The 23,003-nt window shown below is 37.6% G+C and carries 20 protein-coding genes, 1 rRNA gene and 1 riboswitch; of the genes, 3 read left to right on the forward strand and 18 right to left on the reverse strand.

The features are described from left to right. Window positions 1-35 precede the first annotated feature (35 nt). From ACUN0F_RS31880 to ACUN0F_RS31900, 5 genes are all read right to left on the reverse strand, one after another. Complete coding sequence (locus tag ACUN0F_RS31880) at window positions 36-806, reverse strand: TSUP family transporter (RefSeq protein WP_048567196.1); 771 nt, start codon at window positions 804-806, stop codon at window positions 36-38. A 96-nt stretch (window positions 807-902) separates the two neighbouring features. Next, entirely contained in the window at window positions 903-2,096 is a 1,194-nt protein-coding gene (locus ACUN0F_RS31885) for a CamS family sex pheromone protein (protein ID WP_048542055.1), read from the reverse strand. 16 nt (window positions 2,097-2,112) lie between these two features. Then, window positions 2,113-4,122 carry an NAD-dependent DNA ligase LigA gene (gene ligA, locus ACUN0F_RS31890; protein WP_264462506.1) on the reverse strand — a complete coding sequence of 670 codons (2,010 nt, stop codon included), beginning with the start codon at window positions 4,120-4,122 and terminating at the stop codon, window positions 2,113-2,115. 15 nt (window positions 4,123-4,137) lie between these two features. Then, a complete protein-coding gene (pcrA, locus tag ACUN0F_RS31895) occupies window positions 4,138-6,387 on the reverse strand; it encodes a DNA helicase PcrA (protein ID WP_002108861.1) in 2,250 nt (749 codons plus the stop codon). Window positions 6,388-6,399: 12 nt separating this feature from the next. Continuing rightward, window positions 6,400-7,089, reverse strand: a complete 690-nt coding sequence (locus tag ACUN0F_RS31900) for a heptaprenylglyceryl phosphate synthase (protein WP_000272094.1) — start codon at window positions 7,087-7,089, stop codon at window positions 6,400-6,402. Between the two features lie 338 nt (window positions 7,090-7,427). Between ACUN0F_RS31900 and ACUN0F_RS31905 the strand changes: the two genes are divergently transcribed. The 3 genes from ACUN0F_RS31905 (at window position 7,428) to ACUN0F_RS31915 (ending at window position 9,051) form a co-directional block, all read left to right on the forward strand. After that, entirely contained in the window at window positions 7,428-7,805 is a 378-nt protein-coding gene (locus tag ACUN0F_RS31905; protein WP_000812334.1) for a YgaP family membrane protein, read from the forward strand. 219 nt (window positions 7,806-8,024) lie between these two features. Then, window positions 8,025-8,870 carry an SPFH domain-containing protein gene (locus ACUN0F_RS31910; RefSeq protein WP_000660687.1) on the forward strand — a complete coding sequence of 282 codons (846 nt, stop codon included), beginning with the start codon at window positions 8,025-8,027 and terminating at the stop codon, window positions 8,868-8,870. A gap of 16 nt (window positions 8,871-8,886) precedes the next feature. After that, on the forward strand, window positions 8,887-9,051 hold the full coding sequence (locus tag ACUN0F_RS31915; protein WP_001085171.1) for a toxin-antitoxin system HicB family antitoxin: 165 nt from the start codon (window positions 8,887-8,889) through the stop codon (window positions 9,049-9,051). A 36-nt stretch (window positions 9,052-9,087) separates the two neighbouring features. Here the strand turns inward: ACUN0F_RS31915 and purD are convergent, their stop codons facing one another. The 13 genes from purD to rrf all read right to left on the reverse strand — a co-directional run bounded on the left by purD (window position 9,088) and on the right by rrf (window position 22,960). After that, window positions 9,088-10,359: a phosphoribosylamine--glycine ligase gene (gene purD, locus ACUN0F_RS31920; RefSeq protein ID WP_088092960.1), complete on the reverse strand. Its 1,272-nt coding sequence runs from the start codon at window positions 10,357-10,359 to the stop codon at window positions 9,088-9,090. Window positions 10,360-10,580: 221 nt separating this feature from the next. Beyond that, entirely contained in the window at window positions 10,581-12,116 is a 1,536-nt protein-coding gene (purH, locus tag ACUN0F_RS31925; RefSeq protein WP_445540778.1) for a bifunctional phosphoribosylaminoimidazolecarboxamide formyltransferase/IMP cyclohydrolase, read from the reverse strand. A gap of 24 nt (window positions 12,117-12,140) precedes the next feature. Continuing rightward, window positions 12,141-12,728, reverse strand: coding sequence for a phosphoribosylglycinamide formyltransferase (gene purN, locus ACUN0F_RS31930; protein ID WP_264462508.1), 588 nt, complete (start codon window positions 12,726-12,728; stop codon window positions 12,141-12,143). Beyond that, window positions 12,725-13,765, reverse strand: a complete 1,041-nt coding sequence (gene purM, locus ACUN0F_RS31935) for a phosphoribosylformylglycinamidine cyclo-ligase (RefSeq protein ID WP_001262447.1) — start codon at window positions 13,763-13,765, stop codon at window positions 12,725-12,727. The genes purN and purM overlap by 4 nt, the downstream gene beginning before the upstream one ends. A gap of 101 nt (window positions 13,766-13,866) precedes the next feature. Continuing rightward, window positions 13,867-15,282: an amidophosphoribosyltransferase gene (gene purF, locus ACUN0F_RS31940; protein ID WP_000879030.1), complete on the reverse strand. Its 1,416-nt coding sequence runs from the start codon at window positions 15,280-15,282 to the stop codon at window positions 13,867-13,869. Then, window positions 15,267-17,486 (reverse strand): phosphoribosylformylglycinamidine synthase II, encoded by a 2,220-nt coding sequence (gene purL, locus ACUN0F_RS31945; RefSeq protein WP_264462509.1) that lies wholly within the window; start codon window positions 17,484-17,486, stop codon window positions 15,267-15,269. Before purL ends, purF begins: the two co-directional genes overlap by 16 nt. Beyond that, window positions 17,470-18,153 carry a phosphoribosylformylglycinamidine synthase subunit PurQ gene (gene purQ / locus ACUN0F_RS31950; RefSeq protein WP_000666772.1) on the reverse strand — a complete coding sequence of 228 codons (684 nt, stop codon included), beginning with the start codon at window positions 18,151-18,153 and terminating at the stop codon, window positions 17,470-17,472. Before purQ ends, purL begins: the two co-directional genes overlap by 17 nt. Beyond that, entirely contained in the window at window positions 18,150-18,404 is a 255-nt protein-coding gene (gene purS / locus ACUN0F_RS31955) for a phosphoribosylformylglycinamidine synthase subunit PurS (protein ID WP_000278821.1), read from the reverse strand. Before purS ends, purQ begins: the two co-directional genes overlap by 4 nt. Then, window positions 18,397-19,116 carry a phosphoribosylaminoimidazolesuccinocarboxamide synthase gene (gene purC, locus ACUN0F_RS31960; RefSeq protein ID WP_097994436.1) on the reverse strand — a complete coding sequence of 240 codons (720 nt, stop codon included), beginning with the start codon at window positions 19,114-19,116 and terminating at the stop codon, window positions 18,397-18,399. The genes purS and purC overlap by 8 nt, the downstream gene beginning before the upstream one ends. Window positions 19,117-19,204: 88 nt before the next feature. After that, the gene (gene purB / locus ACUN0F_RS31965; protein ID WP_000625686.1) at window positions 19,205-20,512 is read right to left on the reverse strand and encodes an adenylosuccinate lyase; all 1,308 of its coding nucleotides are present in this window, start codon (window positions 20,510-20,512) and stop codon (window positions 19,205-19,207) included. Further along, the gene (gene purK, locus ACUN0F_RS31970) at window positions 20,509-21,660 is read right to left on the reverse strand and encodes a 5-(carboxyamino)imidazole ribonucleotide synthase (protein WP_000196789.1); all 1,152 of its coding nucleotides are present in this window, start codon (window positions 21,658-21,660) and stop codon (window positions 20,509-20,511) included. Before purK ends, purB begins: the two co-directional genes overlap by 4 nt. Next, complete coding sequence (gene purE, locus ACUN0F_RS31975; RefSeq protein ID WP_000839367.1) at window positions 21,657-22,142, reverse strand: 5-(carboxyamino)imidazole ribonucleotide mutase; 486 nt, start codon at window positions 22,140-22,142, stop codon at window positions 21,657-21,659. The genes purK and purE overlap by 4 nt, the downstream gene beginning before the upstream one ends. 110 nt (window positions 22,143-22,252) lie before the next feature. Further along, window positions 22,253-22,354, reverse strand: a riboswitch (purine riboswitch). A gap of 490 nt (window positions 22,355-22,844) precedes the next feature. Next, window positions 22,845-22,960 (reverse strand): 5S ribosomal RNA (rrf, locus tag ACUN0F_RS31980). Window positions 22,961-23,003: the final 43 nt, after the last annotated feature.

The raw sequence follows: 23,003 nt of genomic DNA on the forward strand, positions 1-23,003 counted from the left end.
ATAATAAAAAAATAGAGTTATACATACGTATAACTCTACAAAATATGAGTATATTCCAAAATGTTTTTTCCAATCAATAAAATAGTTACTAACAAAAATAAAGTTCTTACATATCCAACACCTTTTTGGACTGCAAACTTCGATCCAAAATAAGCGCCAAAAATCATCGACAATCCCATAATAATACCGTATTCAAAATGAATTACGTCTAAAAATAAAAAAGTAATTAAAGATACGATATTACTAACAAAGTTCAAAAGTTTTCCAGATGCTGCCGCTTGAATAAAATCCAAACCAACTAATAAAAATGCAAAAATTAAAAAGGATCCTGTCCCTGGTCCAAAAAATCCATCGTAAAACCCTATCATTAAAATAACAAAGAAAAATATTAATGTTTTTCTTTTCGTCATCTTCTTATAGGTAGATACACTTCCCCAATCCTTTTTTGCAATAATATAAATGGCAATAAACACCAACATCACAAGCACTAACGGACGTAAAATATCTGGCGGAATAAACTTTACTACTAAAGCGCCTGCGACCGCTCCTATAACAGTTAACGGGATTAACTTTCCTACAATTTTAAAATCGACCTTTCCTGATCGAATAAAATAAACTGCACTCGTAAACGTCCCCATCGTTGCAGCTAATTTATTCGTTGCAATTGCCGAAGCTGGTGGTAAACCAACAAACATAAGTGCTGGAAGCGAAATTAATCCTCCACCGCCAACAACTGAATCAATAAAAGCTGCTAAAAAGCCGAATGCAATTAATAAAATAATGACTTGAAAACTTAATTCGTCCATGTGCTTTACCCCTTACCCCCATTATTTATAATATTTTAAATTATAACAAAATTCCTCAAGAAAAAAAGCCGTTCCATAAAGGAACAGCCCTCCTATTTAATCTAAAATTTTCACAAATGGTTCATCTTGCTTTGCTTCACGTATAATAATCGCTTCTGGGCGTTCTACAGATTTAATCGTTACTTGTACTTTCATATAATTCGGGAAGTATTCCATAACAAGCCCAGCTACATATTGTGTAAAACCAATTATTTCTGCTTTCCCATTAAACTGGACAGGAATATCAAGCTTTATTTCTCTTAATTCATCATCTCTATACATACCAGTACCGATAACAGCTGTATAGTCGCCTTGGAAATAATCGCTTAGTTTTGATTTAAAGTTCGATACTCTCGCCAGATCTTCACGTTTATTATCTGTTTTCGCTTGTTCAGATGGGAACAAATAATATTTCTCATTAATTTGTTTCCAATCCTCAACCGTTTCACTGCCTTTTTCAACATTCGCATAAGAAACAAAGTTACCTGGCACGAGTGAAGCCTTTGGAGCCTGACGATAAATTGCAAATGTTATCGGAAGGTTTTTTGTTTCAGGCTGTTTTTGATGCATAAATTTCAAGACTTCTTGCGCCATTTTTTTCCCTTCAGCTACCATTTTTTCTTGCTCAATTTTAGCCTCACGCGGATAACCATGCTCTTCCTCGTAATAATGAACCGAGTTCATCGCTAAACCAATTACAATGCCTTGGCGCTCATCTGATTCGCCTTTTTTCACATAATAATCATGCTCTAAAATATTTGAAATATATATTGGATTTTTTTTATTCTTTTCCTCTAATGATTCAGATCCTCCACCTAACGCTGGGTTTAACCCAATGTTTGGAAATTTAACTGCATCTTTTTTTAATTTGTCCTCTAGTTCCTTTTGTTCAGCATCTGTACGCTTTCTTTTAACAAGCATCTGCACATTTTGAGTATCTAGAGTACTTCCACCTTTAAAGAAATGATCTTTCGTACTAAAGGATTCTTTTGCAATACGCATTAATCCTGTTTCAAATTCATCTATATCAAGACGATTACTTACTCCTTGTACAACTAAACCACGTGCAGCTCCTGCTTGAAATGGAATAGTCGCCTTATAGTATTCATCCGAAATAGCGTACTTCGGAACGATTGCTTGCTCTTTTGCTTTCCCCGATTTCTCAACCACTTTTTCATCTTTATCGGCACCTGCACTACACCCACTTACGAGTAGGCCAAGGCTTAATACCGCTAATGCTATTTTTTTCATGGTAAGTTTGCACCTCTTACTTATTTAGCTCTTGTAAGAACCTCTCTTCATTCCAAACCTCAACATTATGCTTCTCTGCTTGTGCTAATTTCGAACCTGCTGCTTCACCTGCAACAACTAAATCCGTACTTTTACTAACACTTCCTGTTACTTTTCCACCTAATGCCTCAATCTTTTTCTTCGCTTCACTACGTCCCATAACTTCTAATTTCCCTGTTAAAACGACAGTTTTTCCTGCGAAGTACGACTCAACATTTTGTAAATCAGCAATTTTTATGCCTTTGTATGCCATATTCACGCCATACTCTTTAAATTGTTGTAATAGCTCTAATACGTCTTCATTATCAAAATACGTCACGACGGATTGAGCCATTTTTTCACCAATTTCATTAATTGCTTTTAGTTCTTCTTCCGTTGCTTTCACAAGCGCATCCATCGTTTCGAAATGCTCTGCAAATGTACGTGCTGCTTTCGCTCCAACATGGCGAATACCAAGACCAAATAATAATCGTTCTAATGAGTTGTCTTTAGAATTCTCAATTGCTTGTACTAAATTCGTTGCTGATTTTTCACCGAATCGTTCTAGCTGTAATAATTGCTCTTTCGTCAACGAATATAAATCAGCGAATGTACGAATATAATCAGCATCAAAGAGTTGTGTAATGACACGTTCTCCAAGTCCATCAATATTCATTGCATTTCTTGAAACGAAATGGATTAATCCTTCTCGAATTTGAGCCGGACAGGTTGGATTTATACAGCGAAGTGCTACCTCTTCTTCTAAACGAACTAGTTCACTCTCACATGCTGGGCAATGCGTTGGCATATGATATTCTTCTTCCTCACCAGTACGCTTATCAAAAATAACGTTCACAACTTCAGGAATAATATCTCCGGCCTTCTTCACAACAACATAGTCACCAATTCGAATGTCTTTTTCACGAATTAAATCTTCGTTATGTAAAGAGGCACGACGAACGATAGTACCAGCCACTCGCACTGCCTCTAGCTCTGCAGTCGGTGTTACAACCCCTGTGCGACCAACACTTAATTCAATGCCTGTTAATCTTGTTACAACTTCTTCAGCCGGGAATTTATAAGCAATCGCCCATCTTGGACTCTTTGCTGTAGTTCCTAAACTTTCTTGAAGAGCAACATCATCTACTTTTATAACGATTCCATCGATCTCGTAATCAAGATGCGGACGTTTTTCTTGCCATTCTTCTACATAAGCTATAACTTCTTCGATTGTTTCACATGTACGACGATTTGGATTTGTTTTGAATCCAAGTTCACCTAAGAAATCAAGCGATTCACTATGTGATGGAATTGTTTTTTCTTCTACATTCGCAAGACCGTACACAAACATAGATAAGTTACGTTTCGCTGCAATTTTGGGATCAAGTTGGCGTATTGAACCTGCTGCCGCATTACGCGGATTCGCAAATACATCTTCACCATTTTGCTCTTTTTCTTCATTTAACTTAACGAATGAACGCTTCGGCATATAAGCTTCGCCTCGTGCTTCTAACGTTACTTCTTCATTTAAACGGAGCGGGATCGCTTTAATTGTTTTTAAATTTTGGGTAATATCTTCCCCTGTTACACCATCACCACGCGTTGCCCCTTGAATGAAGCGTCCTTTTTCATAATGAAGTGAAACAGCAAGTCCGTCAATTTTTAATTCGCATATATATCTTACATTCGCATCATCAATTCCTTGGCGTACTCGTCGGTCGAAATCACGTAAATCTCCTTCGTTAAATGCATTTCCTAAACTTAACATCGGTGACTTATGTGTTACTTTTTCAAATATATCAAGAACCATTCCCCCAACGCGAATGGAGGGGGAGTCTTCACTCATAAACTCTGGATTCTCTGCTTCTAATTTTATAAGCTCCTGCATATTACGGTCATACTCCGCATCAGAAACAGAAGGATTGTCTAATACGTGATACTGATAGTTAAATGTATTTAACAAATCACGCAGTTCTTCTATACGTTGTTTTGCTATCTCTTTTGACATACCCTCATTCCTTTCCTATTGTTTCGTCACAGGTGCAAATTTTGCTAACAAACGTTTAACACCAATCGGGCTTGGGAACGCAATATCTAATTCTTTTGCATCACCTTCACCTTTTACACTGACAACTGTACCGACTCCCCATTTTTGGTGGGAAGCTTTATCGCCTACTGCCCAGCCAATTTGCTCGCCACCTGTCGTCTTAGCTGCAGGACGCGCGAAAGCTGAACGAGAGCGTGTTGTGGTTGTAGTTGTCATTCTACTTGTACTTGTCGTTCTTCCTTTTGCACCAAACGAAGTTTCACGCTTTGGCGCTGTTTCATTTAATGATTCTACTAGCTCTGCCGGAATTTCTGTAATAAATCGAGAGGCAGCGTTCATACTTGTTCTACCAAATAAAGTACGCATTTGTGCGTTAGATAAATATAACTCTTCTTCTGCACGAGTAATACCTACATAAGCAAGGCGACGCTCTTCCTGCATTTCATCTTCTTCCATTAGAGAACGAGTATGCGGGAATATTCCTTCCTCTAAACCAACAATAAAGACAACTGGGAATTCTAATCCTTTCGCTGAGTGCATCGTCATTAAAATAACTTCCTCACCAGCAGTTGGATCTTCATCGACACGATCAATATCAGCAACAAGCGCTAAGTCTGTTAAGAATGCAACAAGGCTCTTATCTTCGCTTTGAGATTCAAATGTTTGCGTAACAGATAAAAACTCATCTAAGTTCTCTAAACGACCTTCTGCTTCTAAAGTACGCTCGTTTTTCAACATATCGCGATAGCCTGTTTTTTCAATAACTTCTTCTACCAATTCTGTAACAGATAAATACTCTTGCATATTTACCCAGTTGTGTAATAAACCTGCGAATTCTTTTACTGCCTTTGTAATTTTTGCACTTACTCCAACATGCTCAATCTCATCGAATACAGCAGTTAATGAAATTCCATTTTGTACACCATAATTAATAATTTTATCGATAGAAGTCGCACCAATTCCGCGCTTTGGCATGTTAATAATACGTGCGAAACTAATCTCATCATCTGGATTCCCAATTAAACGTAAATACGCCAAAATGTCTTTAATCTCTTTACGATCGTAGAACTTCGTACCGCCGACAATTTTGTAAGGAATATTAGATTTCAGGAAAATCTCCTCGACCATACGAGACTGCGCATTTGTACGATATAACACTGCAAAATCAGTATATTTTCGTTTTCCCATTTGAATATCGTCACGAATTTTTTTCGCAACAAAATATGCTTCGTCTTTTTCCGTCGCAGCACGGTAATATGAGATTTTGCTTCCAACTTGATTGTCTGTCCATAATTTTTTCGGTTTACGGTTTGAATTTTTTTCAATAACAGCATTCGCTGCATTTAAAATATTTTGTGACGAACGATAGTTTTGTTCTAACAGAATAACTTGCGCATTCTCATAGTCTTTTTCGAATGACAAAATGTTAGAAATGTCAGCCCCGCGCCAGCGGTAAATAGACTGATCTGAGTCACCTACAACACATAAATTTTTAAAACGTGCTGCTAAATGTTTTACAAGAAGGTACTGTGCTTTGTTCGTATCTTGATACTCATCCACGTGAATATATTGAAACTTACGCTGATAAAACTCTAGTACTTCTGGAACACGTTCAAATAGCTGAATCGTTGTCATAATTAAATCATCAAAGTCTAATGAGTTATTTTTCAGAAGACGTTTTTGATATTCTGTATATACATCGCTCGTTAATTTTTCATATGGATCAGCGATGGTAATTTTTTTCGCATATTTATCTGCAGATAACAATTCATTTTTCGCATTACTAATACCAGCTAAAATAGAGCGTGGCTCAAATTTCTTCGGATCAATATTGCGCTCTTTCATAATTTTTTTGACTACAGTTAACTGATCGCCTGAATCTAAGATTGTAAAGTTACGATTAATACCAATACGATCGATATCACGTCGTAAAATACGTACACACATAGAGTGGAACGTAGAAATCCAAATATCTTCTGCTTCTGGTCCGACAAGTGTATCAATACGCTCGCGCATTTCACGCGCCGCTTTATTTGTAAAGGTAATAGCTAGTACATTCCATGGCGCTACACCTTTTTCACCAAGTAAATACGCAATACGATGTGTTAACACACGTGTTTTACCACTACCTGCACCTGCCATTAATAGAAGTGGTCCGTTCGTTGTTTGTACTGCTTTTTGTTGCTGCGGATTTAAACCATTTAATAACTTATCTGTCTTACTCATATACGCCTGCACCTACTCTCCTTTTACTGCTTTAACTGTTTTTAACGCGGATTTTATATCATCATAAATAATATTTCCAACAACTACTGTATCAGCGTATTGTGCCATTTCCTTCGCTTGTTCAGCATTAGAAATACCGCCGCCATAATATAACTTCGCTTGTTTTAATTGTGCTTTTACATTTTTAACAAGTTCAACGTCTCCATACGTACCGCTATATTCTAAATAAAATATCGGTAAACGTAATAGCTTGTCTGCTAAACGCGCGTATGCAATTACATCATCTTCTGTTACATCACATTTCGCATCTGTAAGCTGAGCTACTTTCGCTTCCGGATTTAAAACACAATACCCTTCCATGAAAATTTCGTCCCAGTCCATAATATCCCCAAATTCTTTCAAAGCCTCATGATGAACACCTGTTACCCATTCTACCTTTCGGCTATTTAAAACGCTTGGGATATAATAAAAATCAAATCCTGGTGTAATTGCTTCCACATCAGAAACCTCTAACACACAAGGAACTGCATATCTACGAATGCTAACTAGCATGTGTAATACATTATCAATTGTAACTCCATCACTTCCGCCTACAATAACAGCATCTGTTCCAGACTCACAAATCATTTCTAAATGTTCGTCACTTAACTCCTTATTTGGATCAAGCTTAAATACATGTTTCCACCCGGAAATATCGTACATGAAAACACCCTTTCTTTTCTCTAGTTATATATATTTCTGTTCAAAATAACAGTTTATTTTCATCAGGATTTTTTTAACTTCATCTTAAATATTTGTTTAAAACGGAGAATTAAGTTTGGAATTCCCTCTTCCATAGTTTTTCAAACGAGAGGATTTAACTTTGAATTTCCTTTTGTGCATTCTTTCATTATAACAAAAAAAGCTACTTACACACACGCACATTCCAACATCTTTTTCAACGTCAAATGTTGGATTACATATCCGAAAAATCACAAGGGATACTAATAAGAGAAATAGTATTATCTATTTCAACTTTCATAAAAAGGAGTGTTTTTCTAATGAAGCAAAACATCGGTACAATAAATGCCCTAATTCGAATTACGCTCGGACTTATCCTCTTCGGCTGTAGTAGCGCTAAACTTGTACGCAAGCCGTGGTGCACTTGGTCTAACGTCTTGCTATGGATTGGTGCAATGAAAATTGCAGAGGGAATTGTTCGTTTCTGCCCTGTTGTTGAAATGTGGAAATTCGGAAAATACATGAATATGGGGGCATTTAAAATGCCTAGCATGAATGTCGCTGAAAAGGGACATGCTAAAGAAGAAGTGAACCAAACTTCCAATCACGACAAGCCAAAGTCAAATGGAAGTTATGACACTTCTGACAAAGAGATTGAGTCAGCGATTGAAGATATAATCCTGGCAAAACCGCTTTGAATCATTTGTCACGATGCAAGATGCTCTCAAAGGGACTTAGCTGCTGCAGTGGGCGGTTAAGTCTTCTTTATTTTACCATAAAACAGAACGTACATTCTCATTTCAAACCTCAAAATATACATAAGAGATACTTAATCATTAATTTCAGAAAATTAGGTGTAAAGCCCTTGCATAAAATGATATAAAAGTGATATCATTTATATATCAGGAGGCGATCATATGAAAGAAAAACAAGTTTTTTATGTAAATGGTTTTCTCGGTATTATCGGGATTTTAATTTTAGCCGCTATCGGTGTATTTTTCCTTGTACAAGAAATTTTCATAGGAGCGGCATTAACTATTATTTTAGCCGCAGTTCTTGCTACAGGTATTGGTATTGTTCAACCAAATCAAGCAAAAGTCATTACGTTTTTCGGTAATTATTTAGGAACAATTCGTCAAAACGGTTTATTTTTAACAATTCCATTCGCATTCCGTCAAACTGTATCGTTACGTGTTGAAAACTTTAATAGTAAGAAGTTAAAAGTCAACGATGTTGAGGGAAATCCAATTGAAATTGCAGCCGTTATCGTATATAAAGTTGTTGATTCTGCAAAAGCAATGTTCGGTGTTGAACATTACGATCGATTTGTAGAAATTCAAAGTGAAACAGCAATCCGCCACGTCGCAACAAAATATCCTTATGACAATTTCCAAGATGAAACTTGCATCACGTTACGCGGAAACACTGAAGAAATCTCTGAAGAATTAAAACGTGAGTTAGAAGCGCGCCTTGAAATCGCTGGCGTAGAAGTATTAGAAACTCGTTTAACACATTTAGCTTACGCAACAGAAATTGCCCATGCAATGCTACAACGTCAACAAGCAAAAGCAGTATTAGCTGCTAGAAAAGAGATTGTTGAAGGTGCTGTGAAGATGGCGAAAGATTCAATCCATATGTTAGATGAGGAAGGCGTACTTGAATTAGATGACGAGCGTAAAGCAAATATGGTGAACAACTTATTAGTTGCCATCGTTTCAGATAAAGGTGCGCAACCAGTTATTAATACCGGAAGTCTATATTAAAAGGTTGTAAATCATTATGGCTAAAAAGAAAAGCTTTCCATTACGTATTGATCCTGAATTACACGCAGTCATCGAAAAATGGGCGAATGATGAGTTTCGTAGCGTCAATGCACACATCGAGTATTTACTTCGAGAAATGGCAAAGCAAAAAGGAAAATTGAAAAAAGATAAAGACGCATAAAAAATCCCGCTGAGAAATCAGCGGGATTTTTACATATTAGCTTCTCGTCATCTCATGCCCAATTGCACGATATCCTATATCACTTCGGTAAAATAGGCCATCACTCTCAATTTTACCGATTTCTTTATATACTTTGTCTTTCGCTTCTTGTAAACTATTCGCCTTGCAAGCAACAAATAGTACACGGCCACCATTTGTTACAAAGTCACCGTGCTTCATCGCTGTACCTGAATGGAAAACAATTACATCTTTCAGTGCATCTAATCCTTTAATAATGTCACCTTTTTTATATGCTTCCGGATATCCTTTCGAAGCAAGTACAACACCAATTACCGCTTCCTCTGACCACTGTAACGTTAATTCACTTTCATCTAATACAGCGTTACATACATCAACTAAATCATTTTCTAAGCGAGGTAATACTACTTCCGTTTCAGGATCACCAAAGCGTGCATTAAATTCAATTACCTTTGGGCCATCATTTGTTAAAATAAGTCCCGCATATAAAATCCCTGTAAACGATCGATTTTCTGCAATCATCGCTTTAGCAGTTGGATGTAATACTGTTTTTATCGCCTCTTGAACTGCTGATTCCGGAATTTGTGGTACTGGAGAATACGCACCCATTCCGCCTGTATTTGGACCTTTATCACCATCAAAAGCTCGTTTATGATCTTGCGCAATTACCATCGGATGCACAGTTGTTCCATTTACAAATGCCATTAATGAAAATTCTTGTCCATCTAAAAACTCTTCAATAACGACCTTCTTGCTCGCTTCGCCGAACTTCACATCTTGTAGCATTTCTTTCACAGCTTGTAATGCCTCTTCAAGCGTCATTGCTACCGTTACACCTTTACCAGCAGCTAGGCCGTCAGCTTTAATAACGATTGGCGCACCAACTTTTTGAATATACTGTACTGCTTCTTCATAGTCTGTAAAAGTTTCATATGCCGCAGTTGGAATATCATATTTTTTCATCAATTCTTTCGTAAAAGCCTTACTACCTTCAATAACAGCAGCCGCTTTATTTGGGCCAAACACACGAAGTCCCTCTTCTTTAAAGCGATCAACAATTCCATTCATAAGCGGAATTTCTGGTCCAACGAAAGTTAATTCAACCTTATTCTCTTTAGCAAATAAAACTAATGCGTCAAAATCATTTTCATCAATATCAACTGGTATTGCAACATCGCGCATACCTTCATTACCCGGTGCTACATATACCTTTTCCACCTTTTCAGATTGCGCAAACTTCCAAGCTAAAGCATGCTCACGCCCACCGCGGCCAATTACTAAAACATTCATATTTCATCCCCCAATACTTAAATAAGTACAAACTAGAAGCTCTGCTCCTAGTTTGTTTTCATATCAATCAAAGGTTAAAAAGGAGGATCAAGAGAACCGAGCAAGTCGAGGCGCATTTGACAGGAGGACACGGAATGTAGCTTTCCTACATGAGTACCGCACTGGCAGTGCAACGACGACATGCGACAGTTATCTTGACCGGACCTTTTAAACATCCTCTATTAGTGTTTGAAATGACGGACGCCAGTGAACACCATCGTAATCCCATACTTATCTGCCACTTTAATAGAATCTTCGTCACGGATTGATCCGCCTGGTTGAATGATTGCTGTAATCCCTGCTCTTGCTGCTTCTTCTACTGTATCTGGCATTGGGAAGAAAGCATCAGATGCAAGTGCGCTACCTTGTGCTTTTTCACTAGCTTGTGTAATTGCGATTTTTGCAGAACCTACACGATTCATCTGTCCTGCACCTACACCAACTGTCATGTTATCATTCGCTAAAACAATTGCGTTTGATTTCACATGTTTTACAACTTTCCAAGCTAGTTTTAAATCTTTCCACTCTTGCTCTGATGGTTCACGTTTTGTCGGAATTGAAATTGTACTTTCATCTAATGATAACGTATCTTCCTCTTGAACGAGAAGACCACCTTGTACAGAAGTTAGTTTTTTGCTTGCACTTGTCGCTTTTTCAATATTTACAGTTAGTAGACGTAAGTTTTTCTTACTTTGCAATACTTCTAAAGCTTCTTTTGAGAAAGAAGGTGCAATAATGATTTCTAAGAAAATTTCGTGTAACTTTTCTGCTGTAGCTTTATCAATTTCACGATTTGCTGCAATAATTCCACCAAAGATTGATACTGGATCTGCTTCATAAGCGCGTGTGTATGCTTCATGAATATCAGTACCCACTCCAACACCACATGGATTCATATGTTTTACTGCTACTACTGCTGGCTCTGTAAATTCTTTTACAATACTAAGTGCTGCATCTGCATCGTTAATATTGTTGTAAGATAATTCTTTACCGTGTAATTGTTCTGCGTATGCAACAGAAGAAGTTACAGCGAATGGTGCTTTATAGAATGTTGCTTTTTGATGTGGATTTTCTCCATAGCGTAAATCTTGTTTTTTCTCAAATGTCACTGTTAATGATTCTGGGCTTTCTTCACCCATTTGCTCTGTTAAGTAGTTAGAGATTAACGCATCATATGCCGCTGTATGACGGAATACTTTCGCTGCTAATTTACGTTTCGTTTCTTCTTTTACTTCACCGTTCTCTTTCAGTTCTGCTAATACAACATCGTAATCTACTGGATCTACAATTACCGATACAAATTTATGATTTTTCGCAGCAGAGCGAATCATTGTTGGACCACCGATATCAATATTTTCAATTGCATCAGCAAATGTTACATCAGGCTTAGCGATTGTTTCTTTGAATGGGTATAAGTTAACAACAACAAAATCAATTGGCTGCATACCTAACTCATTCATTTGCGCTACATGCGTTTCATTATCGCGAACTGCTAATAGACCACCATGAATGTTTGGATGTAATGTTTTTACGCGGCCATCCATAATTTCCGGGAACCCAGTTACTTCAGAAATACCAATTACTTGTAAGCCATTTTCTTCTAGTAATTTTTTCGTACCACCTGTTGAGATAACTTCGATCCCTTGTTCTAGTAAACCTTTAACAAATTCTACTACTCCTGTTTTATCTGAAACACTTACTAATGCACGCTTTTTCATTTATCCTTCACCCCTGGTTGTATGTTAGTTAACAGTTGGTTCTTTCACAGATTGAACAATTTGATTCACTGTATTTACGTATAATTTATGTTCAACTTGTTGAATTTTCTTTTGTAAGCTTTCCCTCGTATCCCCTTCAGAAACAACCACTGCTTCTTGCGCAATAATTGGCCCTGTATCCATACCTGCATCTACATAATGAATCGTTACTCCAGTTACTTTTACACCTGCTTCTAACGCTTGACCAACAGCATCTTTCCCTGGAAAACTCGGTAATAGCGATGGATGAATATTAATAATCCTCCCGCCGTAAGCTTCTAGTAGAGTCGGTCCAATTAAACGCATATATCCAGCTAAAATAACATAATCAATTTCATACTCTTCTAGCTTCTTTAATATTTCTTTTTCAAATGCTTCTTTTGACTCATATACTTTCGCTGAAAAAGCGAAACATGGAATATGATGATAATGTGCCCGTCCAACAGCACGTGCTTCTGGTTTATCACATACTAATAAACTAATATCTGCGTCTAATCTATTTTCTTCCACCGCATTGATGAGAGATTGAAAGTTAGAGCCGCTTCCAGAAGCAAAAACTGCTAATCTACTCATAGTGCTGTGCCCCCATTGAAGGTAACGCCAGTCCCTTGTACAGTACGTCCAATAATACGAGCTGTTTCTCCTTGCTCTTCAAGAAGACGAACAATATCTTTTGCCTCTTCTTCCTTCACTGCTACTACCATACCAATACCCATGTTAAAAATATTGAACATTTCTTTCTCTTCTAGTTTTCCCACTTCTTGAAGTAAACTGAAGATCGGTTGAATTTTCCAAGATCCTAATTCAATTTCTGCACCGATTCCTTCTGGTAACATACGTGGAATATTTTCAATGAATCCGCCACCTGTAATATGCGCCATACCGTATACTTCATATTTCTTCAATAGTTCTAAAATAGGTTTGACATAAATTTTCGTTGGTTTTAATAATTCTTCACCAAGAGGTAGTTCTAAGCGTCCGTAAATGCGATCTAAAGATAGTTCTCCATCTTCTAGTAATACTTTTCGTACTAAAGAATAACCATTACTATGAATACCGCTAGATGCTAAGCCAATTAATACTTGACCAGCTTCAATTTTTTCACCTGTTACAATTTTCTTTTTATCAACAATTCCAACTGTAAAACCAGCTAAATCGTATTCTTCCGTAGAATACATTCCTGGCATTTCAGCTGTTTCTCCACCAATTAATGCACAACCAGCTTGGCGACAGCCCTCTGATATACCTTTGACGATGTTTTCAATTTTACTAGGTTCAGCTTTACCACAAGCAATATAATCAAGGAAGAAAAGCGGCTCTGCTCCTTGGACAACAATATCATTTACACACATTGCTACTGCATCAATACCTATTGTGTCATGTTTATCTGCCATAAAAGCGAGCATCAATTTCGTTCCCACGCCATCTGTTCCAGATACTAATACAGGTTCTTCTAATGCAAATTTTGATAGATCAAACATACCTCCAAAACCGCCTAGACCGCCTAGTACTTCTTTTCTCATTGTTGTTTGTACGTGTTTTTTCATGCGAGATACCGCTTCATATCCAGCTTCAATATCTACTCCTGCTTGCTTATATGCATTCGCCATCGTTATTTACACCTCGTCTTTTAATTTCTCCCTATCCAGGGCCGGCCGTTTTAAGAAAGAAGCTAGCTTCTACATCAAAAGAAGTAGAAGCTTTTTTCTTCTTATTTCATACTTTCTAAAAGCTCTTGCTCATAATCATAAAGAGCTGTTGGATAATCTCCATTGAAGTACGCCATACATAGACCGCCGTATTTCCCTTCATATGGACGTCCAATTGCATCTACTAATCCATCTTCACTTAAAAATGTTAAAGAATCTGCTCCGATGATTTGACGGATTTCTTCTATTGAATTATTTGCTGCGATTAATTCTTTTCTCGTTTGAATATCAATGCCATAGAAACATGGATACTTAAGAGGTGGTGAAGCAATTCTTACATGGACTTCTGTCGCTCCAGCCTCGCGAAGCATACGAACAATTCGTTTACTCGTCGTTCCTCTTACGATAGAATCGTCAATCATCACAACTCGTTTTCCTTCAACTACGCCTCTTACTGCTGAAAGCTTCATCTTAACCCCTTGCTCACGCAGTTCTTGAGAGGGTTGAATAAACGTACGTCCAACGTAACGATTTTTAATTAATCCTAACTCATATGGAATTCCTGTCGCCTCCGCATAACCAATTGCCGCTGAAATACTAGAGTCTGGTACACCAGTAACAACATCAGCTTCAATAGGAGCTTCTGCCGCCAAACGTTTTCCCATGTTTTTACGTGCTGCATGGACGTTAATACCTGCAATATTAGAATCCGGACGTGCAAAGTAAATGTACTCCATACTACAAATTGCATGATCTACTTCATTTGTAAAACGATCTACATGAATTCCTTCATCATTGATGATAAGTAATTCACCTGGTTCTACATCACGAATGTATGTTGCACCTACTACATCGAAAGCACATGTTTCTGATGCTACAACGTAAGCATCTCCCATCTTTCCAATTGAAAGAGGACGGAATCCATTCGGGTCTAGCGCAACGATCATTTCATTTCCAGTTAGTAAAAGATATGCGAACGCACCTTTCACTTTATTTAGAGCCTCTTTTACACTTTCAATTAAAGAATCTTTCGTACTACGTTTAATGAGATGTAAAAGTACCTCTGTATCTGAACTTGTTTGGAAAATACTTCCCTCTGCCTCTAATTCACGACGAAGCATCTTTGCATTAATTAAATTTCCGTTATGAGCTAATGCCATACTATGATCAGAAAAACGGAATAATAATGGTTGAACGTTAGCAACTTCACTTCCGCCAGCTGTCGCATATCGTACATGTCCAATTGCTGATTTTCCGTTTAAGCCTTCTAGTTCACCTCTTGAAAATACTTCCGATATTAAACCTAACCCCTTGTGACCGACGATTTTCTCACCATTATTTACGACGATGCCTGCGCCTTCTTGTCCACGGTGCTGTAAACTATGCAATCCGTAGTACGAAACTTGTGCTGCATTTTCATGCCCCCAAATTCCGAAAACGCCACATTCTTCATTTAACCCCTTTATTTCAGCAAGCATGGGATTGCCCCTTTCCAAGCCTTTCTCATTTCATCTACATTTGCTGTAAGTAATACTTCATTTTCTTCATTATGAATTGTTACTTCATTTGTATTTGTCACTTCTCCAACTTGAATTGCTTCTACCGCTTTCTCGAACGCTTCTTTATTTTCACGTTTTACAGTTATAACGAAGCGCGATTGTGATTCAGCGAATAATGCTGCTGTTGCTTCTCCGTCTAATTTCACAGTAGCACCTAAACCTTTTGCACCAATTGCACTTTCAGTAATTGCAACTGCTAAACCACCTTCTGCAACATCATGAGCAGATTGAACAAGACCAGCTTGAATTGCTTCTAATACTTGTTTTTGGCGCTTTAATTCTACATCTAGATCGATGCTTGGTGATTGACCGAAAATTTTGCCGTGAATCATTTTCTGTAATTCACTTCCACCAAACTCAGCTTTCGTCTCTCCAATTACATAAACTAAATCGCCAGCTTGCTTGAACTCTTGTGTTGTTACATGTTTTAAATCGTGTACAAGTCCAACCATCCCAACTGTTGGTGTTGGATATACAGCTTCACCACTACGTTCGTTATACATTGATACATTTCCACCGATAACTGGCGTTTGTAATGTACGACAAGCTTCACTCATACCATCTACTGATTTCTCAATTTGCCAGAAGATTTCTGGTTTTTCTGGATTACCGAAGTTTAAGCAATCTGTAATTGCAAGTGGCTCTCCCCCAGAACATACGATATTACGTGCTGCTTCTGCTACTGCAATTTTACCGCCCACTTCTGGATTTAAATAAATGTAGCGAGAGTTACAATCTGTCGTCATTGCTAATCCTTTTTCTGTACCGCGTACACGTACAACTGCTGCATCTGAACCTGGTGTAACAACTGTGCTTGTGCGAACTTGATAATCATATTGATCATAAACCCACTCTTTACTTGCAATCGTCGGTTGTTGTAATAGAGCGAATAACGTTTCTTTATAATTTTCTACTTTTGGTGTTTCCATTTTCATTGCCTGGAATTCAGCAAAGTATGCTGCTTCTTTTGATGGCTTATGATAAATTGGTGCTTCTTCTGCAAGAGCATCTGCTGGAACTTCAGCTACCTTTTCACCTTTATGGAATAAGCGAAGCATTTTGTCTTCCGTTACTTTCCCCATCGTAACGGCTGCAAGACCATACTTCTCAAATAAATCTACTATTTCTTGCTCTCTACCCTTTTTCACAACGATTAGCATACGTTCTTGTGATTCAGATAGCATCATTTCATATGGTGTCATTCCTGTTTCACGCTGTGGTACATCATCTAAGTACATTTCAATACCCATACCTGCTTTACTTGCCATTTCTGCAGAAGATGATGTTAAACCAGCTGCACCCATATCTTGAATTCCAACAAGTGCATCCGACTGAATAAGTTCTAAGCAAGCTTCAATAAGCAGTTTCTCCATAAATGGATCTCCTACTTGAACTGCTGGACGCTTCGCTTCTGAGCTTTCAGATAACTCTTCAGATGCGAATGTTGCACCGTGAATACCGTCACGACCAGTTGATGCCCCTACGTACATTACTGTATTTCCAGCACCGTGCGCTTGCCCCTTTTTAATATCTTCATGATTAATTAAGCCTACGCACATTGCATTTACAAGTGGATTTCCTTCATAACATGGATCAAACTGTACTTCGCCACCAACAGTCGGAATGCCGATACAGTTACCGTATCCTGCAATCCCTGCCACTACTTCTTCGAATAAATATTTCACACGTGGTGACTGTAATTCACCGAAGCGAAGTGAGTTTAATAGAGCTACCGGGCGTGCTCCCATAGAGAATACGTCACGGATAATACCACCAACCCCTGTTGCTGCTCCTTGATATGGTTCAATAGCAGAAGGATGGTTATGACTTTCCATTTTAAATACAACCGCTTGATTATCACCGATATCTACAATTCCAGCACCTTCCCCAGGTCCTTGCAGAACGCGCTCACCTGTTGTTGGGAATTTTCGAAGTACTGGTTTTGAATTTTTATAACTGCAATGTTCAGACCACATAACAGAGAATAATCCTGTTTCTGTATAATTTGGCAGACGGCCTAAAATCTTTTCAACCATGGCAAACTCTTCGTCTGTTAGCCCCATTTCCGCATATATGCGCTCTTCTTTAATTTGTGTTGGATTTGGCTCAAGCATTAACGACATATGTTTCCCTCCACTGTTTTAAGATAGATTGAAAGACTTTTAACCCTTCAGCACCGCCAAGTAATTCATCTACAGCACGCTCTGGGTGTGGCATCATACCAAGTACATTTCCTTTTTCATTTACAATACCAGCAATATCTGAAACGCTTCCATTCGGATTTTCTACGTAACGGAATGCGATTTGATTATTCTCTTCTAATTGTTTAAGAGTCTCTTCATCACAATAGTAATTCCCCTCACCATGCGCGATTGGAATATTGATTACTTCATCTTTTTCATATTGTGATGTAAACATCGTTTCATTATTTTCAACACGCAGCTGAACTGTTCGGCACATAAATTTTAAGTTTTCGTTTCTCATTAACGCTCCTGGTAGTAATCCTGATTCAACAAGAATCTGGAATCCATTACATACACCTAAAATCGGCTTTCCTTGCTCAGCAGCTTTTTGCACTGCTTTCATTGCGTTAGCAAAGCGAGAAATAGCACCACAACGTAAATAGTCACCGTAAGAGAATCCACCAGGTAGTAAAATTGCATCATATTCATCTAAATTCTCTCTATCGTGCCAAACGTAATCTACTTCTTCACCAAGCTCATCTTTAATTGCATGGAACATATCGACATCACAGTTCGAACCTGGGAATACTATGACTGCAAATTTCACTGTGCGACAACCTCCTCAACTTCATAACGGAAGTCTTCCATTACAACGTTTGTTAATAGTTTTTCACACATTTCTTTTACCTTTGCGTCAAGGTCAGATACTGATTTATCAATTGTTAATTCCATATATTTTCCGATTCGAACGTCTTGTACTTCTGTGAACGAAAGACTATGAAGTGCCCCTTTTACTGCTGTTCCTTGTGGATCTAATACGCTTTCTCTTAACGTTACATATACCTTAACTTTATACATGTGAAATTCCCCCTAAACGTTTTAAAATCTCTTCATAAGCTTCTGTTAAATTTCCAAGGTCACGACGGAATACGTCTTTATCAAATTTTTCATTGCTCGTTTCATCCCATAAACGGCAAGTATCTGGTGAAATTTCATCTGCTAAAATGATTTCTCCTTCATCTGTTACACCAAACTCTAATTTGAAATCTACTAGTCTTACACGACAGCTTGCGAAATGATCAATCAACACTTGATTGATTTGTAGAGCCATATCTCGTAATACGCTTACTTGCTCTGGTGATGCAACGTTTAATACACGAATATGATCTTCCGTTACAAGCGGATCTCCTAAATCATCATCTTTGAAGTAAAATTCTACGATCGGTTCTGCAAGTACAGTTCCCTCTTCCATTCCTAATCGTTTTGAAAGACTTCCTGCAATTACATTTCTTGTGACAACTTCTAGAGGAATAATACTCACTTTTTTAACAAGTTGCTCTATTTCAGATAACTTCTCTACAAAATGTGTTTTTATTCCTACTTCTTGTAACTTTCTGAACAATAAAGTTGTAATCTCATTGTTCAAACGACCTTTTCCTGTAATCGTCTCTTTTTTCTCCCCATTGAAAGCAGTCGCACTATCTTTGTACTCTACCCAAACCATATCTGCTGATTCTGTACGATAAATTCTTTTTGCCTTACCTTCATACAGCAATTCTAGCTTTTGCATTTCGCAAGCCCCCTGTAGTTTGAAAAATGTGAATAATGTTTTTATAAAGAATGGCACAGAATGACTCTATTCTGTGCCATATGAAATTTTACGCTTCGTTTAACCCAAGGCGTTCAAAGATTGTATCAACGTGTTGCATATGATGCTCATAGTTGAAGCATTCATTAATTTCTTCTTGTGATAACTTGCTCGTAATACGCTCATCAGCTTCTACAAGCTCTTTAAATTGTACTTGTGTTTCCCAAGCTTCCATCGCTTTAGGCTGTACGATATCATAAGCTTCTTCACGTACCATACCCTTGTCGATTAATGTAAGCATTACACGCTGAGAATAAATTAAGCCGTATGTTCTTGTCATATTGCGTTTCATATTCTCTGGGTATACAGTTAAGTTTTTAACGATATTACCAAAGCGATTTAGCATGTAATTTAATGCGATTGTAGCATCTGGTAAAATTACGCGTTCTGCCGAAGAGTGAGAAATATCACGCTCATGCCATAATGGAACATTCTCATACGCTGTCATCATATAACCGCGGATAACACGAGCTAAACCAGTCATATTTTCTGATCCGATTGGATTACGTTTATGTGGCATTGCAGAAGAACCTTTTTGGCCTTTTGCAAAAGCCTCTTCAACTTCACGTGTTTCACTCTTTTGTAAACCACGAATCTCAACTGCCATCTTTTCAATAGATGTTGCGATTAGTGCAAGTGTTGACATGTAATGAGCATGGCGATCACGTTGCAATGTTTGTGTTGAAATTGGTGCTGCTTCTAATCCTAAGTTTTCACAAACATACTTTTCTACGAATGGATCGATATTTGCGTATGTACCAACCGCACCAGATAATTTACCAACGCGAACTGTATCAGCAGCTTGTTTGAAACGCTCTACGTTACGTTTCATTTCTTCATACCAAAGACCAAGTTTTAAACCAAATGTTGTTGGTTCTGCATGAACACCGTGTGTTCTTCCCATCATGATCGTGTATTTATGCTCTTTCGCTTTGTTAGCTAAAATGCTTACAAAGTTTTCTAAGTCTTTTAATATGATTTCATTCGCTTGTTTTAAGATGTAAGATAACGCTGTATCTACTACGTCTGTAGATGTTAAACCGTAATGAACCCATTTACGTTCCTCACCTAATGTTGGTGTTTCGGATACAGCACGAGTGAATGCAACTACATCATGACGTGTCTCTTTTTCAATTTCATAAATACGATCAATATCAAATGATGCATGCTCACGAATTTTTTTAACATCTTCTTTTGGAATATCGCCAAGCTCAGCCCATGCTTCACAAGCTAAAATCTCAACTTCTAACCACGCTTTAAATTTGTTCTCTTCCGTCCAAATTGCACCCATTTCTGGGCGTGTATAACGACTAATCATCTTTTTCCCTCCAACAGTTGTTCTTGATGGTCCCAAATATGCAAACTCTTCGCTTTTTCTAGAGCGACTTCAATATTATCATTTAAAATATTAACATGCCCCATTTTTCGCTGCGCTTTTGCTTCTTCTTTTCCATACAAGTGTAAATAGCACCCGGTTAATCTATTCACTTGTCTTAGGACCCCTTCTATATGTTCGCCTAAAATGTTTACCATGACAACTGGTTTTAACAAATTTGTTTCTCCAAGAGGTAAATTACAGATTGCTCGAATATGTTGACCGAATTGACTCGTTTCACATGCATCCTGTGTATAGTGTCCTGAATTGTGAGGTCTTGGTGCTAATTCATTAATATAAATCTCACCATCAGCTGTAGCAAACATCTCTACCGCTAGTGTTCCCACAAGTTCTAGTTCATCCGCGAGCACTTTTGCATAAGCAATTGCTTTTTGAGAAAGTTTTTCTGTAATGCGAGCTGGAACGATAGATTCATGCAAAATGTTATTTACATGAATATTTTCCGCTACCGGAAATACTTTCGTTTCACCACTTACACTACGAATCACAATAACTGATACTTCTTTTTCAAAAGGCACCCATTTCTCTAAAATACACTCTGCTGCATTCGCAAGCTCTCGCGCTTTATCAACGTCAGCCTCACTTCTTAAAACAACTTGACCTTTCCCATCATATCCGCCTGTCGTCGTTTTCAAGACGGAAGGATATGATAACTCAGTAATTGCTTCAGTAAGCTGATCTTGATTTTGAACTAATCTATACGTTGCTACTGGTAGCCCAGCTTTCTCAATCGCATTCTTTTCTGTAAAACGATTTTGTGTTTTACTTAACAACTGACTGCCTTGCGGTAAGTAAGCATGTTTTTCAAGCCATTGTAAACATCTATAATCAATATTCTCAAATTCATATGTGACAACATCACTAATCTCCGCTAAATGCTGAATTGCTTTTAAATCGTCATATGGTGCAACAATTTCAATATCAGCAACTTGTGCACATGGTGAATTTTTTGTAGGATCTAAAACAGCAATTTTATATCCCATCTCCTTAGCTGCCAATGCCATCATTCTTCCTAGCTGGCCGCCTCCAATAATGCCGATTGTTTTTCCAGGTAAAATGATTCTCGTCATACTAGCTCACTACCTTCGCGCACATCTTTTTCAATCGCTTCTCTTCTCAATTCTAATGCATCATGTATATCATCATGGAATGATCCAAGTATTTGTGCAGCAAGTAAACCAGCATTTGTTGAACCAGCCTTACCAATTGCAACAGTTGCAACTGGAACCCCTCCTGGCATTTGGACGATGGATAATAATGAATCTAAGCCGTTTAACGCTTTTGATTGAACTGGAACTCCAATGACAGGAAGATTCGTTTTCGCTGCAACCATTCCTGGTAAATGCGCTGCGCCACCAGCTCCAGCAATAATAACTTTCAACCCACGTTCACGAGCCGTCTCTGCATATTCAAACATATAATCCGGAGTCCGATGAGCAGATACAACTTTTTTCTCATACGGTATATTTAATTCATCTAAAATGTCACAAGCATATTTCATTGTTTCCCAGTCTGACGTGCTTCCCATTATGACTCCAACTAGTGATTTCATATTAGAATCCCCCCGATTCAAATAAAAAAAGCCTGAAATAGAACAGTTTCTCTTTTACTATGAGAGAAAGCGCTCTACTCAGGCATACGTATCCCTTGTGAATAGAAAAATACCGAGTGACTTTCCCTCATAGTCTAACGAATAACGGTCGTTAGGTAGAGACTTGCAGGCCATATCCCCGCGATTATATGAGGTCTTATATATTATTCTTTCTATGGCTATATTAACAATATTTCATAAACAATGTCAACAAATAATCGAATGTTTTTTTATTACTCACCAATAACGTTCGTGTTTTAGTTATATTCAAAAGAATAATTGTAACTATATGCAAGAAGGATAAGAAATTAGAATATATATTTCTAGAGATCTATTGTACACATAACGGTTTGTATACTTATTTCGTATGCTTTAATATAAAGCATATCGTTTATATTCATTATATTTATAAGGAAGACAATAATGATTGAATACTTATTTATATCATCCCACTTTTCAAAATATATACTTGTGGTAGAAATAACGTTTCCTATCATAGAGATTATTTTAGGAACACTCGGAAAACCTAGAAAATAAAAAATCATTGCTAGTACTTTAAATAGCCTCATTTTCATTCTTTAAGATTACTAAATTTATGAATTTCAACAGGTGATACATAAAAATAAACACAAAAAAACCTAAGTCGAATCGACTTAGGTTTTTGCTTGGCGACGTCCTACTCTCACAGGGACAAGGTCCCAACTACCATCGGCGCTAGAGAGCTTAACTTCCGTGTTCGGTATGGGAACGGGTGTGACCTCTCTGCCATCATCACCAAACTATGAAGGCATATTCCTTCAAAACTAGATAACATTTGCTTCA

It is taken from the genome of Bacillus sp. 1A, assembly GCF_052682215.1.

Bases quoted from the DNA above. Each gene is read 5' to 3' on its own strand.
- ACUN0F_RS31880 (WP_048567196.1), bottom strand. From the start codon at position 806: ATGGACGAATTAAGTTTTCAAGTCATTATTTTATTAATTGCATTCGGC.
- ACUN0F_RS31885 (WP_048542055.1), bottom strand. From the start codon at position 2,096: ATGAAAAAAATAGCATTAGCGGTATTAAGCCTTGGCCTACTCGTAAGT.
- ligA (WP_264462506.1), bottom strand. From the start codon at position 4,122: ATGTCAAAAGAGATAGCAAAACAACGTATAGAAGAACTGCGTGATTTG.
- pcrA (WP_002108861.1), bottom strand. From the start codon at position 6,387: ATGAGTAAGACAGATAAGTTATTAAATGGTTTAAATCCGCAGCAACAA.
- ACUN0F_RS31900 (WP_000272094.1), bottom strand. From the start codon at position 7,089: ATGTACGATATTTCCGGGTGGAAACATGTATTTAAGCTTGATCCAAAT.
- ACUN0F_RS31905 (WP_000812334.1), top strand. From the start codon at position 7,428: ATGAAGCAAAACATCGGTACAATAAATGCCCTAATTCGAATTACGCTC.
- ACUN0F_RS31910 (WP_000660687.1), top strand. From the start codon at position 8,025: ATGAAAGAAAAACAAGTTTTTTATGTAAATGGTTTTCTCGGTATTATC.
- ACUN0F_RS31915 (WP_001085171.1), top strand. From the start codon at position 8,887: ATGGCTAAAAAGAAAAGCTTTCCATTACGTATTGATCCTGAATTACAC.
- purD (WP_088092960.1), bottom strand. From the start codon at position 10,359: ATGAATGTTTTAGTAATTGGCCGCGGTGGGCGTGAGCATGCTTTAGCT.
- purH (WP_445540778.1), bottom strand. From the start codon at position 12,116: ATGAAAAAGCGTGCATTAGTAAGTGTTTCAGATAAAACAGGAGTAGTA.
- purN (WP_264462508.1), bottom strand. From the start codon at position 12,728: ATGAGTAGATTAGCAGTTTTTGCTTCTGGAAGCGGCTCTAACTTTCAA.
- purM (WP_001262447.1), bottom strand. From the start codon at position 13,765: ATGGCGAATGCATATAAGCAAGCAGGAGTAGATATTGAAGCTGGATAT.
- purF (WP_000879030.1), bottom strand. From the start codon at position 15,282: ATGCTTGCTGAAATAAAGGGGTTAAATGAAGAATGTGGCGTTTTCGGA.
- purL (WP_264462509.1), bottom strand. From the start codon at position 17,486: ATGTCGTTAATGCTTGAGCCAAATCCAACACAAATTAAAGAAGAGCGC.
- purS (WP_000278821.1), bottom strand. From the start codon at position 18,404: ATGTATAAAGTTAAGGTATATGTAACGTTAAGAGAAAGCGTATTAGAT.
- purC (WP_097994436.1), bottom strand. From the start codon at position 19,116: ATGCAAAAGCTAGAATTGCTGTATGAAGGTAAGGCAAAAAGAATTTAT.
- purB (WP_000625686.1), bottom strand. From the start codon at position 20,512: ATGATTAGTCGTTATACACGCCCAGAAATGGGTGCAATTTGGACGGAA.
- purK (WP_000196789.1), bottom strand. From the start codon at position 21,660: ATGACGAGAATCATTTTACCTGGAAAAACAATCGGCATTATTGGAGGC.
- purE (WP_000839367.1), bottom strand. From the start codon at position 22,142: ATGAAATCACTAGTTGGAGTCATAATGGGAAGCACGTCAGACTGGGAA.